Source organism: Lactobacillus sp. ESL0225, assembly GCF_003692905.1.
Classification (GTDB): Bacteria; Bacillota; Bacilli; order Lactobacillales; family Lactobacillaceae; genus Lactobacillus; species Lactobacillus bombicola.
This window is the reverse complement of the sequence record NZ_REHK01000008.1, coordinates 33,847-53,232: the sequence shown is the minus strand read 5'-3', so window position 1 is coordinate 53,232 and position 19,386 is coordinate 33,847. Positions and strand designations below refer to the sequence as shown.

The 19,386-nt window shown below is 34.5% G+C and carries 19 protein-coding genes; 17 read left to right on the top strand and 2 right to left on the bottom strand.

Annotated features, from left to right (window positions below; all coding sequences use genetic code 11):
- Nucleotide 1: 1 nt before the first annotated feature.
- Nucleotides 2-1,684 carry a DNA repair protein RecN gene (gene recN, locus F5ESL0225_RS05065; protein WP_122021895.1) on the top strand — a complete coding sequence of 561 codons (1,683 nt, stop codon included), beginning with the start codon at nt 2-4 and terminating at the stop codon, nt 1,682-1,684.
- 2 nt (nt 1,685-1,686) lie between these two features.
- Nucleotides 1,687-2,553: a GNAT family N-acetyltransferase gene (locus tag F5ESL0225_RS05060; RefSeq protein ID WP_122048002.1), complete on the top strand. Its 867-nt coding sequence runs from the start codon at nt 1,687-1,689 to the stop codon at nt 2,551-2,553.
- A gap of 50 nt (nt 2,554-2,603) precedes the next feature.
- Here F5ESL0225_RS05060 and F5ESL0225_RS05055 read toward each other — a convergent pair whose 3' ends face one another.
- Nucleotides 2,604-2,879: a hypothetical protein gene (locus F5ESL0225_RS05055; RefSeq protein ID WP_122021893.1), complete on the bottom strand. Its 276-nt coding sequence runs from the start codon at nt 2,877-2,879 to the stop codon at nt 2,604-2,606.
- 169 nt (nt 2,880-3,048) lie between these two features.
- On the opposite strand from F5ESL0225_RS05055, the gene gmk reads away from it, so the two are divergent.
- The 10 genes from gmk (at nt 3,049) to F5ESL0225_RS05005 (ending at nt 13,564) form a co-directional block, all read left to right on the top strand.
- Nucleotides 3,049-3,663, top strand: coding sequence for a guanylate kinase (gmk, locus tag F5ESL0225_RS05050; RefSeq protein ID WP_090092757.1), 615 nt, complete (start codon nt 3,049-3,051; stop codon nt 3,661-3,663).
- Nucleotide 3,664: 1 nt separating this feature from the next.
- Nucleotides 3,665-3,874 (top strand): DNA-directed RNA polymerase subunit omega, encoded by a 210-nt coding sequence (gene rpoZ / locus F5ESL0225_RS05045; RefSeq protein ID WP_118896282.1) that lies wholly within the window; start codon nt 3,665-3,667, stop codon nt 3,872-3,874.
- Between the two features lie 74 nt (nt 3,875-3,948).
- Nucleotides 3,949-6,345, top strand: a complete 2,397-nt coding sequence (gene priA, locus F5ESL0225_RS05040; protein WP_122024786.1) for a primosomal protein N' — start codon at nt 3,949-3,951, stop codon at nt 6,343-6,345.
- A 13-nt stretch (nt 6,346-6,358) separates the two neighbouring features.
- Nucleotides 6,359-7,303, top strand: a complete 945-nt coding sequence (gene fmt, locus F5ESL0225_RS05035) for a methionyl-tRNA formyltransferase (protein ID WP_122021892.1) — start codon at nt 6,359-6,361, stop codon at nt 7,301-7,303.
- Nucleotides 7,254-8,615: a 16S rRNA (cytosine(967)-C(5))-methyltransferase RsmB gene (gene rsmB, locus F5ESL0225_RS05030; protein ID WP_122048001.1), complete on the top strand. Its 1,362-nt coding sequence runs from the start codon at nt 7,254-7,256 to the stop codon at nt 8,613-8,615. The genes fmt and rsmB overlap by 50 nt, the downstream gene beginning before the upstream one ends.
- A gap of 4 nt (nt 8,616-8,619) precedes the next feature.
- Nucleotides 8,620-9,366, top strand: a complete 747-nt coding sequence (locus tag F5ESL0225_RS05025; RefSeq protein WP_122021890.1) for a Stp1/IreP family PP2C-type Ser/Thr phosphatase — start codon at nt 8,620-8,622, stop codon at nt 9,364-9,366.
- Nucleotides 9,366-11,330, top strand: coding sequence for a Stk1 family PASTA domain-containing Ser/Thr kinase (gene pknB, locus F5ESL0225_RS05020; protein WP_122048000.1), 1,965 nt, complete (start codon nt 9,366-9,368; stop codon nt 11,328-11,330). Before F5ESL0225_RS05025 ends, pknB begins: the two co-directional genes overlap by 1 nt.
- Complete coding sequence (gene rsgA / locus F5ESL0225_RS05015; RefSeq protein ID WP_122021888.1) at nt 11,327-12,220, top strand: ribosome small subunit-dependent GTPase A; 894 nt, start codon at nt 11,327-11,329, stop codon at nt 12,218-12,220. Before pknB ends, rsgA begins: the two co-directional genes overlap by 4 nt.
- 13 nt (nt 12,221-12,233) lie before the next feature.
- The gene (gene rpe / locus F5ESL0225_RS05010; protein WP_122047999.1) at nt 12,234-12,884 is read left to right on the top strand and encodes a ribulose-phosphate 3-epimerase; all 651 of its coding nucleotides are present in this window, start codon (nt 12,234-12,236) and stop codon (nt 12,882-12,884) included.
- Nucleotides 12,881-13,564, top strand: coding sequence for a thiamine diphosphokinase (locus tag F5ESL0225_RS05005; protein WP_122021886.1), 684 nt, complete (start codon nt 12,881-12,883; stop codon nt 13,562-13,564). The genes rpe and F5ESL0225_RS05005 overlap by 4 nt, the downstream gene beginning before the upstream one ends.
- Before the next feature lie 89 nt (nt 13,565-13,653).
- On the opposite strand, the gene rpmB is transcribed toward F5ESL0225_RS05005, so the two are convergent.
- The gene (gene rpmB, locus F5ESL0225_RS05000; RefSeq protein WP_122021885.1) at nt 13,654-13,839 is read right to left on the bottom strand and encodes a 50S ribosomal protein L28; all 186 of its coding nucleotides are present in this window, start codon (nt 13,837-13,839) and stop codon (nt 13,654-13,656) included.
- A gap of 167 nt (nt 13,840-14,006) precedes the next feature.
- Here rpmB and F5ESL0225_RS04995 point away from each other — a divergent pair, with 167 nt between their 5' ends.
- Genes F5ESL0225_RS04995 through acpP form a run of 5 tightly spaced genes read left to right on the top strand, consistent with a single transcriptional unit; the run spans nt 14,007 to nt 19,374 of the window.
- Nucleotides 14,007-14,369 (top strand): Asp23/Gls24 family envelope stress response protein, encoded by a 363-nt coding sequence (locus F5ESL0225_RS04995; protein WP_090092743.1) that lies wholly within the window; start codon nt 14,007-14,009, stop codon nt 14,367-14,369.
- Between the two features lie 21 nt (nt 14,370-14,390).
- The gene (locus F5ESL0225_RS04990; RefSeq protein ID WP_122047998.1) at nt 14,391-16,049 is read left to right on the top strand and encodes a DAK2 domain-containing protein; all 1,659 of its coding nucleotides are present in this window, start codon (nt 14,391-14,393) and stop codon (nt 16,047-16,049) included.
- Between the two features lie 2 nt (nt 16,050-16,051).
- Nucleotides 16,052-18,088, top strand: a complete 2,037-nt coding sequence (gene recG, locus F5ESL0225_RS04985; RefSeq protein ID WP_122047997.1) for an ATP-dependent DNA helicase RecG — start codon at nt 16,052-16,054, stop codon at nt 18,086-18,088.
- Between the two features lie 15 nt (nt 18,089-18,103).
- Complete coding sequence (gene plsX, locus F5ESL0225_RS04980; RefSeq protein WP_122021882.1) at nt 18,104-19,102, top strand: phosphate acyltransferase PlsX; 999 nt, start codon at nt 18,104-18,106, stop codon at nt 19,100-19,102.
- 29 nt (nt 19,103-19,131) lie between these two features.
- Nucleotides 19,132-19,374, top strand: a complete 243-nt coding sequence (gene acpP / locus F5ESL0225_RS04975; protein WP_122021881.1) for an acyl carrier protein — start codon at nt 19,132-19,134, stop codon at nt 19,372-19,374.
- Nucleotides 19,375-19,386: the final 12 nt, after the last annotated feature.

The window sequence follows — 19,386 nt, the reverse complement described above, 5'->3', positions numbered from 1 at the left end:
CATGTTAGTTGAACTGGATATTAAAAACTTTGCCATTATTAAGGCTTTAAAGGTTCGCTTTCAAGAAAATATGACAGCTTTAATTGGTGAAACGGGTGCTGGAAAATCGATTATTATTGATGCAGTTTCACTACTAATGGGTGGTCGTAGTCAAAAAGAGATGGTGCGTAGTGGCGAAACTAAGGCAGTGATTACGGGGCTATTTGAAGTTGGTCAATCTAGGCAAATTGCGCAAATCTGTGATAAGTACGGGTTGCCAGATTCAGAAGGACAACTAATTATTAGTCGTGAATTGGCTGTTAAAGGGCGCAATGTTGTTCGGATAAATGGGCAATTGACTACAATTAACGTTTTACGTGAATTAGGCAATTATTTAGTAGATATTCATGGTCAAAATGATCAACAAATTTTAATGAATCAAGACCGCCAAATAGATTTAGTGGATGATTATGCTTCCGCAGATTTTAAAGAAAAATTAGCTCAATACCAAATTGATTTTAAAACATGGCAAAAATTGACTACGCGCTTAAATCATTTACGTAATGATGCTCAAGAATTGGCACAAAAGCAAGATATATTATCTTTTCAAAATGAGGAGTTAAGGGCCGCAAACTTAACTGATCCAAATGAAGACGAGCAATTAGAAGAAGAATATAATGAACTGAATAATTATCAGAAAATAGTTGATACTGCCAATTATTTAATCCAATTATTTGATGATGACGAACATGGAATTGAAGAATTATTAGGAAATGCTCAGAATGCAGCGCAAGAATTAACTGAATACGGGGCTAAATTTAAAGATATTGCTAAAACTATTGATGATGGAGTTTTTGCTTTAAGTGATGCAAGGAGTGAGCTTTCCAATGTTCTTGATGGACTAGATTTTGACGCAGAAAGATATCAATATGTATCTAACCGGATAGACTTACTAAATTCGCTAAAGAAAAAATATGGTCCTAGTTTGACTAATGTGTTTGCTTTTTATAAAAAAGTGCAAAAAGAACTAAATCAATTTGAAACAGGTGGTTTAGATGAAAATCACCTAGAACAACAGGTAATAGAGATTGAACGTAAATTAACCAAAGAAGCTACTGAATTACATCAATTAAGAGAAAAAGTTGTAAATGTACTTGAAGAAAAGATTAAACACGAATTGGCAGATCTTTATATGGCCAAGGCTAGATTTGTAATAGACTTGAAAACCACTAAAACATTCACTAGTACAGGAACTGATGCAGTTGTGTTTTTAATCTCGCCTAATCCAGGTGAAGAATTAATGCCATTAGTTAAAATTGTTTCTGGGGGTGAACAGTCACGTTTGATTTTAGCGCTAAAATCAATTTTTAGTCAGGTAGAGCCAGTCGGAACCATGATTTTTGATGAAGTCGATACGGGAGTTTCAGGCCGAGTATCAGCCGCAATTGGGAAAAAATTACACTCAATTGGGAAAAATAAACAGGTTATTGCAATAACTCATTCTCCTCAGGTGGCAGCGGCCAGTGATCAAAAATACTTAGTGGCCAAAGAAGTAAAAGACGGGGCAACTTATACCCAAATTGGGCCACTTACTCAAGAGGAAACAGTAACTGCAATCGCTGAAATGATGGCTGGGAGTAATGTAACTCAGGCTGCCAAGCAAAATGCAAAAGATTTGCTGAAAAGTTTTAAAGAGCGGAATTAATTATGGAAATTATTGCGAAAAAAGTTTTAGCGAATGAAGAAATTAAACAGGTTAAAACATTAATGAATGAAATTCATACTCATGATCATACATATTCAGATCCGTATTTAAGTAACGAATACAATTATTTTTCAGACATGCCTGCTTTTATTTTGACCTATCAAAACGATTTGCTGGTAGGCTTTCTGATGATTTATGCAGATGATAAACCGGATGAAGAAATTGATTTATATATATATGTTTTGCCAAAATTTCGACAAAGAAAAATAGCTACGGCTTTGATTAACCGGGCTAAAATAATTTTGAATAAATACGGCTACAGTAATTTTAATTATGCATCTGAGCAAAGATTTTTAGATGAGCATCCCCAATTTTTAGGTAAAACAAAATTAAAAATAGTGGATGAAGAATATAATATGCGGACCCAAAATCCGCTTGCTAATGCAAGTGATAGTCGATTAAAGCAAGATTTAAGCCTATGTTTGTTAACAAAGGATAAAGTTAAAGAAACTGCAGTATTGCACAGTGCAGCCTTTGAAAATGATTTAACAATGTCACTTAATTACCTTACTCAGGGATTACGAAATCTAAATCAATTTAGTTTTGTTTTACTGTATCATAATCAAATTATAGGTTATTGTGCAGCTGATATTAGTAAGTATGCTTATTTTTTTGGCTTATTTATTGCGCACAAGTATTGCAATCGAGGTTTTGGTACATTTTTTATTAAAGAAATGATGTACCACTTGAGAAAAAAAGGCGTAAAAGAATTTGTACTTGATGTAGATGTTAATAATATTCCCGCCATCAAGGCATATTTAGCGGCAGGATTTGAAATAAAAAGTGAAAATGTTTATTTGAAAAAATAGAATTAACTAAAAATACGGACATCAATCCGTATTTTTAGTTAAAGAATTATTTAGGCCAGATCAACTCTTAGAAGGTAATTAATGTCAACAATGTGTAAGAGTTTTTGATTAGTTGAACGCAAAATAAATTTTTGAGCTGAAAGTTGCTGGTTTACTTGTCCGATTTCACTTTGTCCATCTTGAAAAGTCACTAATACATATTTTTGATTATGCATGGCCATTGTAAGTAAAGTTAAAATCTCACTGCTATACTGATTCGTACCATCGGGCTTGTTATTATCGTAATCAAATAAGTAATGATAAATTTTTTTTAGTGAATTCTTCATTTTTGCTCCTCTCATCATCTATGCGAACATTTGTTTGATATATTTATTATAAGAACATTTGTTTAAAAAAACAAGTCTTTAATTCATAAAATTAAAAAACATCTTAACTTGAAAATATCCTTCTTTTAGTGCAAACTAGATATAATAGCTTTTTATAGGGGAGTATGGCATGACAGAAAAAGGTTTGTTACTTGTCCTTTCGGGACCTTCTGGAGTTGGAAAAGGAACCGTTAAAAGTGCAATCGTTGAAAATAAAGTTTTTCCGTTTGAATATTCAGTTTCGATGACAACTAGAAAGCCGAGACCAGGTGAAGTTGACGGGCAAGATTATTATTTTGTTAGCGAAGAGAAGTTTGGGGAAGCTATTAAGCAGGGTGAACTTTTAGAATATAATAAATATGTAAATAATTATTACGGAACACCATTTGCGCCAGTTAAAAAGATGTTAGATGAAGGTAAAGATGTTTTACTTGAAATTGATGTCAATGGCGCAAAAACTGTTAGAGAAAAAATGCCCGATGGTGTATTTATCTTTTTGACGCCGCCAGATTTACATACATTGCATTTACGCCTGGAAAATCGTGGCACTGAGTCAGAAGATGTGATTCTAGGACGAATTAATCAAGCACGTCAAGAAATATTAGTCATGCAAGATTATGATTATGCCGTTGTTAATGATACAGTTGCCAACGCTGTAGATCATATTAAGGCAATTGTTGATGCTGAGCATGTTAGTGTAAAGCGAGTTATTGACACATATCGTAAAATGGTCAGGGAGGATTAAGATGAGAGTTACATATCCATCAATCGATAAATTATTAGATCGTGTAGATTCACGCTATTCATTATCTGTGCTAGCTGCCAAGCGAGCACATGAATTAGAAGCGGGTGAACCAGAAGCGCTTAAAAATTACAAAGCATTAAAACCCGTTGGTAGAGCCCTTGAAGAGATTGAAGCTGGTAAGGTTACCGTTGATTCTAAATCACAAGGTTAACTAATAGTTAGTTAAAAATTTTATGGCCTCCATCTATAAAGAGATGGAGGCCATTTTTGAAGGTGATTGTTATAATGATTGCGCAAATAATCGTTGACATAGCAGCTAAACAGACAGATCGTATTTTTGAATATCATATTCCTAATGAGCTCAAAGAAGTTGCAGTAGGTTCTCGAGTATTCGTCCCTTTTGGTTCACGCAAATTGCAAGGATTTGTCGTTGGGTTAAGTCAGACAAGCAAGTTTCAAGGGAAACTTAAGGACCTTCTTTTAGTAGTAGATGAACAACCACCACTAACTACTGAATTAGTTGATTTATCTAAAACACTAGCAAATGAAAATTTTTCTTATCGAATTTCTATTTTAAAAGCAATGCTCCCTCGGGTGATGCGAGCAAATTATCGTAAAATCTTAACGCCAATTTCAGATAAAGCTAAAAGAATGCCGCTTTTTAAAAGGGGATTAATTGATTTAACTAAAGTAGATGATGCTAAGGAAGTTTCTTTTATCCATAAATTACTGCGACATCATGATGCCAAAATTGAGTATTTAGTCGAAAATCGCGCCCAAGTTAAAATGCAGAATAACTATTCACTTTTACTAAGTAAAAATGAATATATCAAAATTTATGAAACGCTTAGGCAAAATGCCCAAAAGCAAAAGCAGCTTTTAATATATATTATTAAAAATTTCACCAAATTTCCACAAAGGCAAGTAGATTTAGAACAGAATTCTGGAGTTAAAATAGCTACTTTGACTTCTGCTGTAAAAAAAGGGTGGTTAAAAAAAGAACTTACTGAGGTATACCGTGATCCGCTAATTGATGTTACCACTTCAAAATCACAGCAAAGTATCAAACTGACTCCAGCACAAGATGAGGCGCTGGCCAAAATAAACCGTGCAATTGATAATCAAACTGCACAAACCTTTTTATTAGAAGGTGTAACTGGTAGTGGGAAAACTGAAGTATATTTAAATGCAATTAGCCAAGCGTTAACAAATGACAAAAATGCGCTGATGTTAGTTCCGGAAATTTCACTAACGCCACAGATGGTAGCCCAGGTAAAGCAACGCTTTGGACAGCAAATTGCTGTCTTACATAGTGGATTGTCAGAAGGTGAACTTTATGATGAATGGCGTAGGATTCGCCGCGGTGAGGTGCACGTGGTTGTCGGAGCACGCAGTGCCATTTTTGCACCATTAAAAAATATTGGGTTGATTGTTATTGACGAAGAACACGAGTCTTCATATAAGCAAGAAGATACTCCGCGTTACCATGCACGAGATGTTGCTATTTGGCGCAGTAATTATAATTCTTGTCCTCTGATATTGGGTAGTGCAACTCCTTCATTAGTTAGTCGAGCACGTGCTCAAAAGGGAGTTTATCAGCTTTTAAAATTACCAGAAAGGGCTAACAAAAAGAGCTTACCTAAAGTTAAGATTATTGATTTGAAGCAAACTAACTTTATTGGAGATCAACTAGATTTATCCGCTCAATTGCTTGAGGCAATAAAAACTAGAATCGCTAAAAAAGAACAAGTTATTTTATTGCTTAATCGTCGAGGTTATTCAAGTTTTATGCTCTGTAGAGATTGCGGTTATGTTATGAAATGTCCTAACTGTGATCTTTCTCTAACTATGCACAAGGATACCGCGAAAATGCAGTGTCATTATTGTGGCTATGCAACCGCAATTCCGCAAAAATGTCTTAATTGTCAGAGTTTAAAGATTCGTTTTTTAGGTACAGGAACGCAAAAAGTTATGCAGGAGTTAGAAACGCTTTTACCTGCTGCTCGAATGTTGCGCATGGATGTTGATACAACTAGACGTAAAGGTGCATTTAAAAAAATTCTTGATTCATTTGGTCATCATGAAGCTGATATTTTATTGGGTACACAAATGATTGCCAAGGGACTAGATTTTCCCAATGTCACTTTAGTGGGTGTCATTAATGCTGATACAGGACTTTGGTTACCTGACTATAATGCGTCTGAACGGACGTTTGAATTGTTGACACAAGTTGCAGGTCGGGCAGGTCGGGCAGAGAAAAAGGGCGAAGTTATTATTCAAACTTTTAATCCTGATCACTATGCAATAAAATTTGCTCAGACTCAAGATTATGAACGTTTTTATGCGTATGAAATGCGTATGCGACATGCAGGAAATTATTCACCCTACTTTTATACAGTATTAATTTCTATAGCTGCTAAGAATGAACAAAATGTTGCTAGAGAAGCATTTAAAATAAAAAATTGGTTGCAACAACGTCTGCAACGCACTACTATTATTTTAGGACCTGCGCCCAGTGCAGTTTCACGTCTAAAAAATCAGTATTATTATCAAATACTGGTAAAATATAAAAAAGAGGCTAATTTAAATCAGTTGTTACATCAAATTCAAGATTCTGCACAAAAAATAAAAAAATATGGTTTAAATATATATATTGATAACGAGCCTGAACACATTATATAAAGGGGATATGTAAATGACATCTGTAATTTTTATGGGTACGCCTAATTTTGGAGTGCCAATTTTGAAAGGCCTGGTTGAAAACGGTTATGAAATTAAGGCTGTGGTAACTCAACCTGATAAAAAAGTTGGTCGTAAACAAAGCCTTAAAAAAACGCCAGTAAAAATAGTAGCCGAAGAGCTTAATTTACCTATTTTTCAACCAATTAAATTACCAAAGTCACAAGAATTAGAAGCTTTAATTAATTTACATGCTGATTTAATTATAACTGCAGCTTATGGTCAATTTTTACCAAGTAAATTTTTAAATTCAGTAAAAATAGCAGCTGTTAATGTTCATGGCTCACTTTTACCTAAATATCGCGGAGGAGCACCAATTCAATATTCAATAATTAATGGTGATACTGAAACTGGTGTAACCATTATGGAAATGGTAAAAGAAATGGATGCCGGCGACATCTATGCGCAAGAAGCAATAAAAATAGCTGCTACAGATACTGCGGGTACAGTTTTTAATAAATTAGCAATTGTTGGGCGTGATTTATTACTTAAAACTTTACCTCAAATCATTGCTCATCCGAATATAAAAGCGCCACAAGACTCTGCTGGGGTTACTTTTTCACCTAATATTAGTAAGGAACAAGAGCAAATTAAGCTCAATATGACTGCACAAGAAGCAAATAATTTAATTCGTGGTCTTAATCCCAATCCTGGAGCGTACTTAAAGGTAAATGGCAAGCGCTTTAAAGTTTGGCAAGCACGAGTTAGCTCAGAAAAATCAGTTTTACCAGCAGGAAGTTTAGCTAATAACAAAGGTCGCTTTGCTATTACTATGGCGAGTGGAAGTGTGTTAGATTTGACAGAGGTACAGCCTGCAGGCAAGAAAAGAATGCCCATCAAGAACTTTTTAAATGGTCAAGGTGATAAATTTAAAGTGGGAGAAAAGATTATTGACGAATAGAAGTGCCCGTGCAGTTGCCTTAGATACATTGATTCGTGTTTTAGAGAAGGATTCATATTCAAATATTAGTTTGAATAATGAGTTGCAAAAAGCACATTTATCTGCGAATGATTCAAATTTTGCTACGCGTATAGTTTATGGTACTATTCAATATAAAATTTATTTAGAATATCAATTACACGATTTAATAAAAACTAAGTTAAAAGAAATTTATTTAAGACCGCTATTATTGATGTCTGCTTATCAGATTATCTTTATGGATAAGGTACCAAATCGGGCGGTTTTAAATGAAGCAAATAAATTAGCTAAGCAATTTGGCAAAGTTAATTCTAACGGTTTTAGAATAGTTAATGGTGTTTTGCGTGCTTTAATTCGTCGTCAGCCAATTTTACCTACTATAGATAATTTGCCATTTTATTTAAGTGTAAAAGAGAGCGTACCTGAATGGTTAGTTGAATATTTGTTAAAACATTGGGGAGCAGAACGTACAGCGAGTATTCTTTCTAGCATTAATGAACCTGCTAAAAATATAGTTCGTGTTTCGCAAACTACTAATTTGGCTAATGTGATTTCAGAGATGAATCAATTGGGTTTTAATCCACAAGAATCGATATTAAATTTGAATGAATTAATTGTAAGTCATGGTGGAATTAGTAAAACTAGTTTATTTAAAAATGGTGAAATAACTATTCAAGATGAGGCAGCTAGTTTAGCAGTACAAGCTTTTGATTTTGTTGGTAATGAGCAAGTATTAGACGCTTGTAGTGCTCCTGGTGGAAAAACAGTTCAAATAGCAGAAAATATTCCACAGGGGAATGTTATTGCGTTAGATATTCATGAAAATAAATTGCATTTAGTTGAACAAAATTGTCAAAGGATGAAAGTCAGTAAGCGAGTAGCAACTAAGGCTCTAGATGCTAGAAATGCTGATCAAGCTTTTGCAGCCGGTAAATTTGATAAAGTTTTAGTTGATGCACCATGTTCAGGATTAGGTTTAATTCGCCGCAAGCCGGAAATTCGTTATAATAAAAAGTTGACTGATTTAACTGACTTGCAAAAAATCCAATTGCAAATACTGGATCATGTGTGTTCATTGCTAAGAAGTGGTGGCGAATTAGTATATTCTACTTGTACAATTACACAAGAAGAAGATGAAGATGTGGTAAAAATTTTTCTTAAAAAACATCCGGAATTTGAATTAAAACCATTTAAAGCAGCTAAAATGCAAGCACCTAATGGGATGCTAAAAATTTTGCCAGATAGTTATGGTAGCGATGGATTTTTCATTTCTAAATTTGTAGTACGAGGTTAACGTTTTGATAAGAACAGCTTTTGCTTCGAGTATTGGAAAAATACGAAAAAGTAATCAAGATTTTGTACAGGTTTTTAAAAATAAGAATAATGCAGTAATGGCCATTGTTTGTGATGGAATGGGTGGTCATCAAGGTGGGGATGTTGCTTCAACAATGGCTGTAAGCCATTTAGGGCATAGCTTCAGTATGACTGACTTTAATGATTGCTCTAGTGCCCATAAGTGGCTAGATGTTCAGCTTAAAGTAGAAAATGATACAATCTTACATACTGCAGATCGATTTCCAGATCTTAATGGTATGGGTACTACGATTGTTTTAGCAATTGTCTTTAACACTGAAGCAATAATTGCACATTTAGGTGATTCACGTGCATATGGTTACACGGAAGGTAAATTTACTCAATTAGTAGAAGATCACTCCCTCGTTAATGAGTTAGTAAAAATGGGACAAATTACTAAGCAGCAGGCGAAAAACCATCCGCAAAAAAATATTATTACGCAATCATTAGGTGTTTCTAGCACAATTGATCCAGAATTTTGTCAAATCAATTTAAAAAAGCATGATCTTATTTTATTATGTACCGACGGTTTAACTAATTCCTTGAGTGATCCGCAAATCCAACAAGTTTTAGCAACTAAAGACTTGTCCCTTAAAGAGCGGTGTCAAAAATTAATTGATGAAGCAAATCGCTTAGGTGGGGGAGATAATATCACTGTTTGCCTAATTTTGGATGAAGGCGGTGAAAAATAATGATAAATAGGGGCTATTTGCTAGGTGATCGTTATCGTATTATAGATACTCTAGGCGAAGGCGGAATGTCTAATGTATATCTGGCTGAGGATATTATTTTACAACGAAAAGTTGCTGTTAAGATTCTACGCATGGATTTACAAAAAGAACCGCAAATTTTAGCTCGTTTTCAGCGTGAAGCGTTAGCTACTAGTGAACTTAGTCATCCCAATATCGTTATGGTTTTAGATGTAGGCACGGACTATGGCTTACCATACATGGTCATGGAATATGTTGATGGACCAGATTTAAAAGATTATATTAGAAAAAATACGCCTCTTGATTTACATGATGTGATCCGTATAATGGATCAAATTTTAAGTGCAATGACACTAGCTCATAAACATAATGTGATCCATCGTGATTTAAAACCACAAAATATTTTAATGGATAAAAGAGGCAATATTAAGATTGCTGATTTTGGCATTGCCGTTGCCTTAAATCAAAATTCTGTTACACAAACTAACTCAGCTGTTGGTTCTGTTCACTATATGTCACCCGAGCAAACTCGAGGTGGCTTAGTTACTAAGCAATCCGATATTTATTCTTTAGGCATAATTCTTTATGAATTAATTACAGGTTCAGTGCCCTTTAATGGTGACTCGGCCGTTGCTATTGCATTAAAACATGCTCAAGAGCCGATTCCTTCAATTAAAGAAAAAGATGAAAAAGTGCCGCAGTCTTTAGAAAATGTGGTTTTAAGGGCAACAGCTAAGGATCCACGTCTTAGATACGCGTCAGCTTATGAAATGCAAGTTGATTTAGATACAAGTTTAGAAAAACAGCGGGCAAATGAACCCCCATTTTCAGCTAGTAATGGTTTAAATAATGATGAAACAATTGTATTACCAAACTTTAAAGCGAATAGAACGAATGCGACAACAGAACAAGCAAAAAAAAGTATAGCTAAAGGTAAGCAAAAGAAAAGTCCTATTTTTTTTCAGAATTTGCGTAAATATAAATGGTGGTGGATTTTTGTTGGATTAGCAGCCATAACAGTAGTTGGTTTAATGTTTTTTGTGCTTTTTGGTAGGAACAATAATGAAGTTCGTGTTCCTAATGTAACGAATTTAACTGAAAGTAGGGCACGTAGTCGTCTGGAGAATTTAGGATTAAAAATAGGTAGCATAAAGCATAAAAATTCTAATAGCGTTGAAGAAGGTAAGATTATTAAAACCTCACCACCTGCTGGAAAAAATATTAAGCAAGGGCGCTATGTTAATCTCTATGTTTCTGATGGTGCAAAAATGATTCGTGTTCCCGATGTAACAGGTGAAAATTATCAAGTGGCAGTAAATAAACTTGAAAGCATGGGTTTTCAAGTTCTACGAGCAAATCAATTTTCAAATAGTATTGCGCCAGAGAATGTTATTTCTCAAAGTATTGCAGCAGATGTAGAGGTTAAGCCGGCCCAAACAACGATTACACTTAGTGTTTCTAAAGGTCGAAATGATCATATTGATCATAATCTGGTTAAATTACCTGATTTAAGTACATATTCTTTGAAGAGTGCGCAGATATATGCACATAGGCATAATTTGATTTTGCAAGTTAGTCCAACTTATTCAAATAAGGTCAAAAAAGGTATGATTATTTCTATGAGTCCTTCCGCTGGAACAGCAGTTCAACGTGGTAGTACTGTTATCGTTAGTGTTTCTGAAGGCCCCAAAAAGGAACAAGACTTTACGGTTATCAAGACTTTCACTGTCAATTATGAAAACAATGAGGGAGCTACTGATAGCAAGCAAAACCATGTTCAAATATATATAAGTGATGATAGTCACTCCGTAAAAAATATTTATCGTGATTTGTATATTAAACGAAATGTCAATTTTTCAATACCTTTTGTACTAAAAAATAATTCGGGTATATTAAAGGTTGTTCGTGATGGACAAACGATTTTAAATGAAAAGGTTCATAAATGAATAAGCAGGTAGAAGGAATTATTGTCAGTTCAATTGCAGGATTTTATGATGTTCAAACAAGCAACGGGATTGAGCGTACAAGAGCGCGCGGAATTTTTCGTAAAAATAAACAAAAGCCGACCGTAGGTGATCGAGTAAAAATACAACTTGATGAACATGGAATGAATTATTTAGTTGAAGTTTATGCGCGAACAAATTTAATCGGACGACCTGCAGTCGCAAATGTTGATCAAGTTTTATTGGTTATTTCTGCTGTGGAACCCGAATTTTCTTTGCAATTACTTGATCGCTATTTAACATTTTTTTCTTGGCAAAAGGTTGCAGTTAGTATTTATCTTTCTAAGACTGATTTAGTTAGTGCACCACAATTGACTGAAATTAAGCAAAATCTCAATTATTATACCCAACTTGGTTATCAAGTTATTTATAATTGGGAAGATTTTGCGCAAAATTTGGCTACTATTATTAAGCCCAACCAGATTTGGACCCTGGCTGGGCAATCGGGGGCAGGAAAGTCGACATTAATTAATCATCTTAAAAAGAGCTTAAAGCAAAAAACGGCGGCCATATCTTCTAGTTTAAATCGAGGCAAGCATACAACAAGAATGGTCCAACTTTTCCGCATAGGTCATGGATATTTAGCTGATACGCCCGGCTTTTCTGCAATTGACTTTACACCAATTAAAATAAACGAGTTGTGTAATTACTTTGTCGAATTTAAACGAGTGAGTGGTAGTTGTAAATTTCGTGGTTGTCAACACCTTAAAGAGCCTAAGTGCGAAGTTAAAAATTTAATTGAAAAAAAACAAATAAAGCAAAGTCGCTATGATAATTACTTGCTTATGAGAACAGAAATTGAACATGGGCGGCTTCCAGAATACTTAAAGTAAGAAGAAAGAAAAAATGATGATAGCACCTTCAATTTTAAATATTAATAATCTAGATTTAAAAAATGATATTCAAGTAGCAGCTCAAGCAGGAATCAAAAGATTCCATATTGATATTATGGATGGACATTTTGTTCCTAATCTATCTTTTGGACCACAAGTAGTAAGTGATTTTAAGAAGACTTTTCCTAAGCTTGAAGCTGAAGTACACTTAATGAGTAATAAACCAGAAATAATGGTTCCAGCTTTTGTTAAAGCGGGGGCTGATTTAATGTTGTTGCATTATGAAGCAATGGATACTGCTGAATTGAATAAATGGATTGACTACTTAAAGCAACATCAAGTTAGAGTCGGTCTTGTACTTAATCCTGATACCCCTTTAACGGTTTTCCCCCCCTTTATACCAAAAATTGATCAATTATTAATTATGACAGTTTATCCCGGCTTTGGCGGGCAGAAATTTATTGCTGAATCGTGTGAAAAAATTCGCCAAGCCAAAGTTATGTTAGCAAGCAAGATTCCAGTTGAGGTCGATGGTGGAATAAATAGGCAAACTGCAAAATTAGCCCAGGAAGCCGGGGCAGAGATTTTTGTTGCGGGGTCATATTTATTTTGTCAAGAAAGTGTTGTAGCGCAAATTAACGAATTGGATAGGATCTTAAAATGAAGGCTGTTGCATTATTAGGCGGTCCTAAATCACAGTGGCCAGCCTTTATGAAAAAACCAATTTTTGCGGCAAAAAAAAGAGACTCCTTACTAATTGGTGTTGACCGAGGGAGTATACTTTTAGCGGAATTAGGATTAGTACCAGATTTAGCTGTGGGCGACTTTGATTCGCTTAAAAAAAATGAATTAAATATTATTGAACAATATATTCCTGACATGCGCTATTCGGTACCAGAAAAAGATTTAACTGATACTGAATTGATGTTAAAATATGCTTTTGAAGATTATCAGATAAATTTTTTAACACTTTTAGGAGCTACTGGCGGGCGACTTGATCACTTTATGACGAACATGTTAATGATGCTTAAACCTGAGTTTAATGCTTGGGCTGAAAAAATAGAAATTATTGATCGGCAAAATCTAGTTAAATTTTATAATCCTGGTAATCATACAATAAAAAGACGGCCAGGTTATACATATTTTGGAATAGTTACACTATCAGAAGTAAAAAATTTAAATATTAATGGCGCAAAATATAATTTATCTAGTTACTTTAATTCATACCCAATATCTTTTAGCTCAAATGAATTTGTACAACATAACTTAGTCAATTTATCTTTCAATGAAGGCGTTGTTGCTGTGATACAGTCGAAAGATATCAATCGATTTCAGAAAATTTAAAAAACCATTTTCTATAATAATTAGACAGAAAATGGTTTTAATTTAAAATAAAAAAAACTGGCGGCAATTATTAGTCGTCAGCTTTTTTATTATACGCGAGTAACTTTACCAGACTTTAAAGTCTTAGTTGAAATCCAAACACGTTTTGGTTTACCATCAACAAGAATGCGAACTTTTTGAAGGTTTGGCTTCCATGTACGACGTGACGAATTCAATGCGTGTGAACGTGTATTACCAAAAGTGGTCTTTTTACCAGTTAAATAATCTTTTGCCATTTGCTAAACCTCCTTTATTTGTGTTTTCATACTCAATTAAGATAGCATAATTTAAAAATCATTGCAACTCTAAAAAGTATTTTTTATGAATAGGATTTTCCCTTAATACTTGATTACTATGATAAAATAGATTCATAATATCGAGAACAATGATATGGAGGATAAATATGGCTGTAAAAATCAAAACAAAAGATGGTTTGATTGATATTTCAAACGGAGTAATTGCAACTGTCGTTGGTAGCGCAGCTACATCCAACTACGGAGTTGTTGGAATGGCATCAAAGAATGCAATTCGTGATGGATTTGATGGAATTCTTAACCGTGCAAATTATAAACGTGGTGTAGTTGTCAAGTCAGAAGATAATATGATTACAGTTGATGTTTATATTATTGTAGGTTATGGATTGAAAATTTCAGAAGTAAGTCGTAATGTACAAGACAGCGTAAAATTTAACTTGAAAAATCAGCTTGGAATTGATACTAAGGCTGTTAATGTCATCGTTCAAAGTGTTAAAGTGCTTGACGAATAATTCAAGCGGAGGTTTAGGATATTGGTTTTAAAGGAAATAGATAGTAAAAAATTTAGGGATATGGTTCGTGTTGCAACCCATAGATTAGGTCGTAATGCAGAGTTTATTAACTCGTTGAATGTTTTTCCTGTACCAGATGGTGACACTGGCACAAATATGAATTTGACTATTGAAAGCGGAGCTAAAGCTGTTAGTGAAAACACTAGCTCAAGCGTTGGTGATTTGACTGAAAGTCTAGCTAAAGGTATGTTAATGGGGGCACGGGGAAATAGTGGTGTTATTTCTTCACAATTATTTAGAGGTATTTATAAAGCTACCCAGGGGATGCAGACTTTAAATGCACAAGAATTGGCTAATGCTTTTTCTAATGGTGTAGCTACAGCATATAAAGCTGTAATGAAACCAGTTGAAGGTACTATTTTAACGGTTGCTCGCGTGGCAGCTCAAGATGGTGTTAATAAAGCTAATGAAACTGATGATGTTGAAGAAGTAATGAAGGCCATTGTTGAAGGTGCAAAAAGAGCATTAAAAACAACCCCCGACTTATTACCGGTATTAAAGCAAGTAGGTGTAGTTGATTCTGGTGGTCAAGGCTTACTATTTATTTATGAGGGCTTTTTAGAAGGACTTTTAGGAGAAAGCTTTGCCGATCGCTATCAACCAGATGAAGGTGAAATGGATGAAATGATTAATGCAATGCATCATCAATCAGTTCAATCCCAGCTTTCTACTCAGGATATAGATCATGGTTATTGTACGGAAATTATGGTTGATTTAACTGCCGATATTCCTAATAAAAAAGCCTTTAATCTGGAAGAGTTTAGAAGTTATCTTTCAAAATTAGGTGATTCATTACTAGCCGTTTCAGACGATGAAGTTGCTAAAGTACATATTCATACAGAGCATCCGGGTGAAATCTTTACTTATGGTAGTCAATTTGGTCAATTAGGCAAAATAAAAATTGATAACATGCGGATACAACATGAAACAATTGTCAACAGTAATGAAGAAAATCAGGAAAGTGTTGATTTTGCTGTGATTGCAGTTGCGTCTGGAAATGGGATTAGAAAGCTGTTTGAAAGTGAAGGAGTCAACCGAATTATTTCTGGTGGACAAACAATGAATCCTTCAACTCAGGATATTATTGATGCAATTAAAAAATCTGGTGCTAAGCAAGCGATTGTATTGCCAAATAATGGCAACATTGTGATGGCAGCTAAGCAGGCAGCAGAAGTTAGTGATATTCCAGTTGGAATTGTTCCAACTAAGACGATTTCTCAAGGATTAACAGCAATGTTATCGTTTGATCAAGATGCTAGTCTTGAAGACAATATTGAAAGCATGACAATGGCACTTGAAACAGTTGTTTCTGGCGAAGTTACTCAGGCTAACCGGGATACTAACATTAATGGGATTGATATCCATAAAGATGACTATCTTGGTATTATTGATGGTGACATTCAAGTGGCAACAGTTGATTTAATTAACTCAACTGTAAATATGATTGAGAAGATGTTAGATGAAGATTCAGAAATTATTACGGTAGTGTATGGCCGTGATTCCAATAAAGAGCAAGCAGATCAAATTATAGCCGCTCTTGAAGCAAAGCATGATGACTTGGAATTTGAAGTTCATGATGGTGGTCAACCAGTGTATAATTTCTTAATTTCTGTGGAATAAAAATGGATGCAAGTAAGGTATTTGCTCCCGTAACTGATTTAAAAGGAGTAGGGACAAAAACTGCTGCAATACTTGGAAGCCTTGGAATTTATAGTATTTACGATTTACTTTTTTATTTTCCTTTTCGCTATGATGAATTACAAACAATTCCTCTTGATCAGATCATGGATGGTCAAAAAGTAATGCTAAAGGGAATCGTTGCTACGGAAGCTTTTGTAAGTAGATTTGGCTATAAAAAAAGCCGTTTGAGTTTCAAATTAATGATTGACCATGATGTTGTCATGGTCAATTTTTTTAATCAACCTTGGCTTAAAGAAAAAATTGTAATTGGTCAAGAAGTAGCAATATATGGTAAATATAATTTGGCCAAGCAAAGTTTGTCAGCTTTTAAATTTGTAGCAGCAAAAGCAAATGATAGCGGTATGGCACCAATTTATTCAGTTAATCGGCATCTTAGACAGAAAAAATTGACGGATTTAATTGACCTGGCTATAGCAGATTTTTTACCAGAAATAGGTGACGTGGTACCCTCTGCTATACGTAAGAAGTATCGACTATTAGATGAACAAGAGATAATAGTAAAGATGCATCATCCTAAAAATGGTAAAGAAGCTATGATTGCTAAAAGAAGTGCAATTTTTCGTGAATTTTTTATTTTTGAAATGGAACTGGCATTTTTAAATAACTTTAATGCTAAAAGTATTGGATTTGCTAAAAAATATGATTTAACTGAAGTAACAAAATTAAATAGCATGTTGCCATTTGAACTTTCGGCGGATCAAAAGCAAGTGATTAATGAGATTTTTGCTGATTTACATTCTAATCGACAAATGAATCGTTTATTACAAGGAGATGTTGGATCGGGAAAAACAATTGTTGCTGTTTATGTAATGTTTGCAGCAGTTACAGCTGGTTATCAAGTGGCTTTAATGGTACCTACAGAAATTTTGGCTACGCAACATTTTAAAAAAATTGATGAATTACTAAGTCCATTTGGGATAAAAACAGCTCTCTTAACGGGTACAACCAAAACACTGGAACGACGAGAAATATATAAGGAATTGGCTGATGGGACACTTAATATTGTGGTTGGTACCCATGCTATAATTCAAGCTAAAGTTATTTTTAAAAAATTAGGTTTAGTAATTATTGATGAGCAGCATCGCTTTGGTGTAGGTCAAAGGCAAACCTTAATTAATAAGGGTGATCGGCCAGATGTATTGACGATGACAGCTACGCCTATCCCGCGTACTCTTGCTTTAACAATATACGGGAATACCGCAATTTCTGAAATACGACATCTGCCAGCGGGCCGAAAACAGATTATTTCTGTTTGGAAAACTAGTAGTCAAATAAATGATGTGTACAAATTGATGCAGAAACAATTAAACCAGGGTTTCCAAATTTATGCAGTGACACCATTAATTACAGAATCTGAATCGTTAGATTTAAAAACTGCTGAACAACTTTTTGAGAAACTATCTCATGATTTTCCTAAACAAAAGGTAGTTTTATTACATGGACAAATGCCCGGAGCTAAAAAAGACGAAATTATGATGGCTTTTGCTACAGGAGAAATTGATATTTTAGTAGCAACTAGTGTAATTGAAGTTGGCGTAGATGTGGCTAATGCTAATATGATGATAATCTATAATGCTGATCGCTTTGGTATGAGCCAGTTGCATCAATTACGTGGTAGGATTGGTAGAGGAAAAACTCAAAGCTATTGTGTTTTTTTAGCTGATCCGAAAACAGAAATTGGTAAAACAAGGATGCAGACAGTCTCAGCAACAATAGATGGCTTTAAACTTGCAAAGGCAGATTTGAAAATGCGGGGTGCAGGTGATTTATTTGGTAAAGCACAGTCAGGTTTACCCGAGTTTCAAGTTGGCAATGTCGTTAATAACTATGAGACACTAGTAGTGGCACAACAAGTAGCTAGAGATGTCATAACACAGGATCCAGATTTACAACAGTCAATACATAAAAACCTTAAGCAGGTACTAGAATATAAACAATTACAGCAAGAAAGAACTTAGAAAAGATTGGTAAAAATGAAAACAATTGCAATTGATGCAATGGGCGGAGAAAATGCCCCAGAGGCAATCGTCCAAGCTGTTTTACAGGCAAAAGCTGAACTAAAGAATACAAGGTTTATTCTTTTTGGTGACGAAGAAAAAATAACTAATTTAATTGGCCAGGATAAAGAAAGAATAGCAATTGTGGCAACCACTCAGGTGATTAAGGATGAAGATGAGCCGGTTAAAGCAATTCGTACTATGAAAGATTCTTCCCTAGTGGTCGCTGCACAGTATGTTAAACAAAAAAAAGCAGATGCACTTCTTTCCTTAGGAAATACAGGCTCAATCTTAGCCTGTGGGATTTTTATTATTGGACGAATTAAGGGAGTAGCGCGCCCTGGATTTATGCCAACATTACCGGTTAAAAATTCTGATGATGGATTCAATATGATTGATGTAGGAGCGAATGCTAAGAGCCGCCCGGAGTATCTCCTTGATTGGGCAAAAATGGCTGCATATTATGCTGAAAAAATCAGAGGAATTAAAAATCCTAAAGTTGCTCTGCTGAATAATGGGGCTGAAAGTGATAAAGGCGATGACCTGCATCAGCAGGCATACGAGTTATTACGTAAAAGTAATCTTAACTTTATTGGTAATATTGAAGGCAACGAGTTGCTGGACGGTAAAGCAGATGTTGTTGCAACTGATGGCTTTACTGGGAATGCAGTTCTTAAAAACATTGAAGGAACTTCAAGCGTTTTAATTCATTTGTTAAAGGATAGTCTGCTAAACAATGGACCAATCACCAAAATAGGTGCATTAATGATTAAAAGTGCTTTAAAAGGACTTATATCAAAATTCGATGTTGATAAATATGGTGGGGCAGTTTTACTGGGAACAGATGCGCCAGTAGTTAAAACGCATGGTCGTTCTGATAAGCGTGCAGTTTATTATACGATTAAGCAAATAGATAAAATTTTAAGTGAAAAAATAATTGATCAATTTAGACAGGAATTTGATCATAAAAAATAATTTAAAGTTAGGGTAAAAAGGAGAAAATGATGACTGAAGAAGAAATTTTTATCAAAATTCGTGATATTTTAGCTGATAACTTAGAGGTTGATAAAGATAAGATCACCTTAAATACTGATTTTACTAATGATCTTGATGCTGATTCTATAGACTTAGTTGAGTTTATTTTGCAATTAGAAGATGAGTTTGGCTCAGAAATTTCTGATGAGGATGCAGAAAAAATCAAAACTGTTGGTGATGCAGTCAATTACATTACTTCTCATCAAAAATAATTTTAAAAAAGT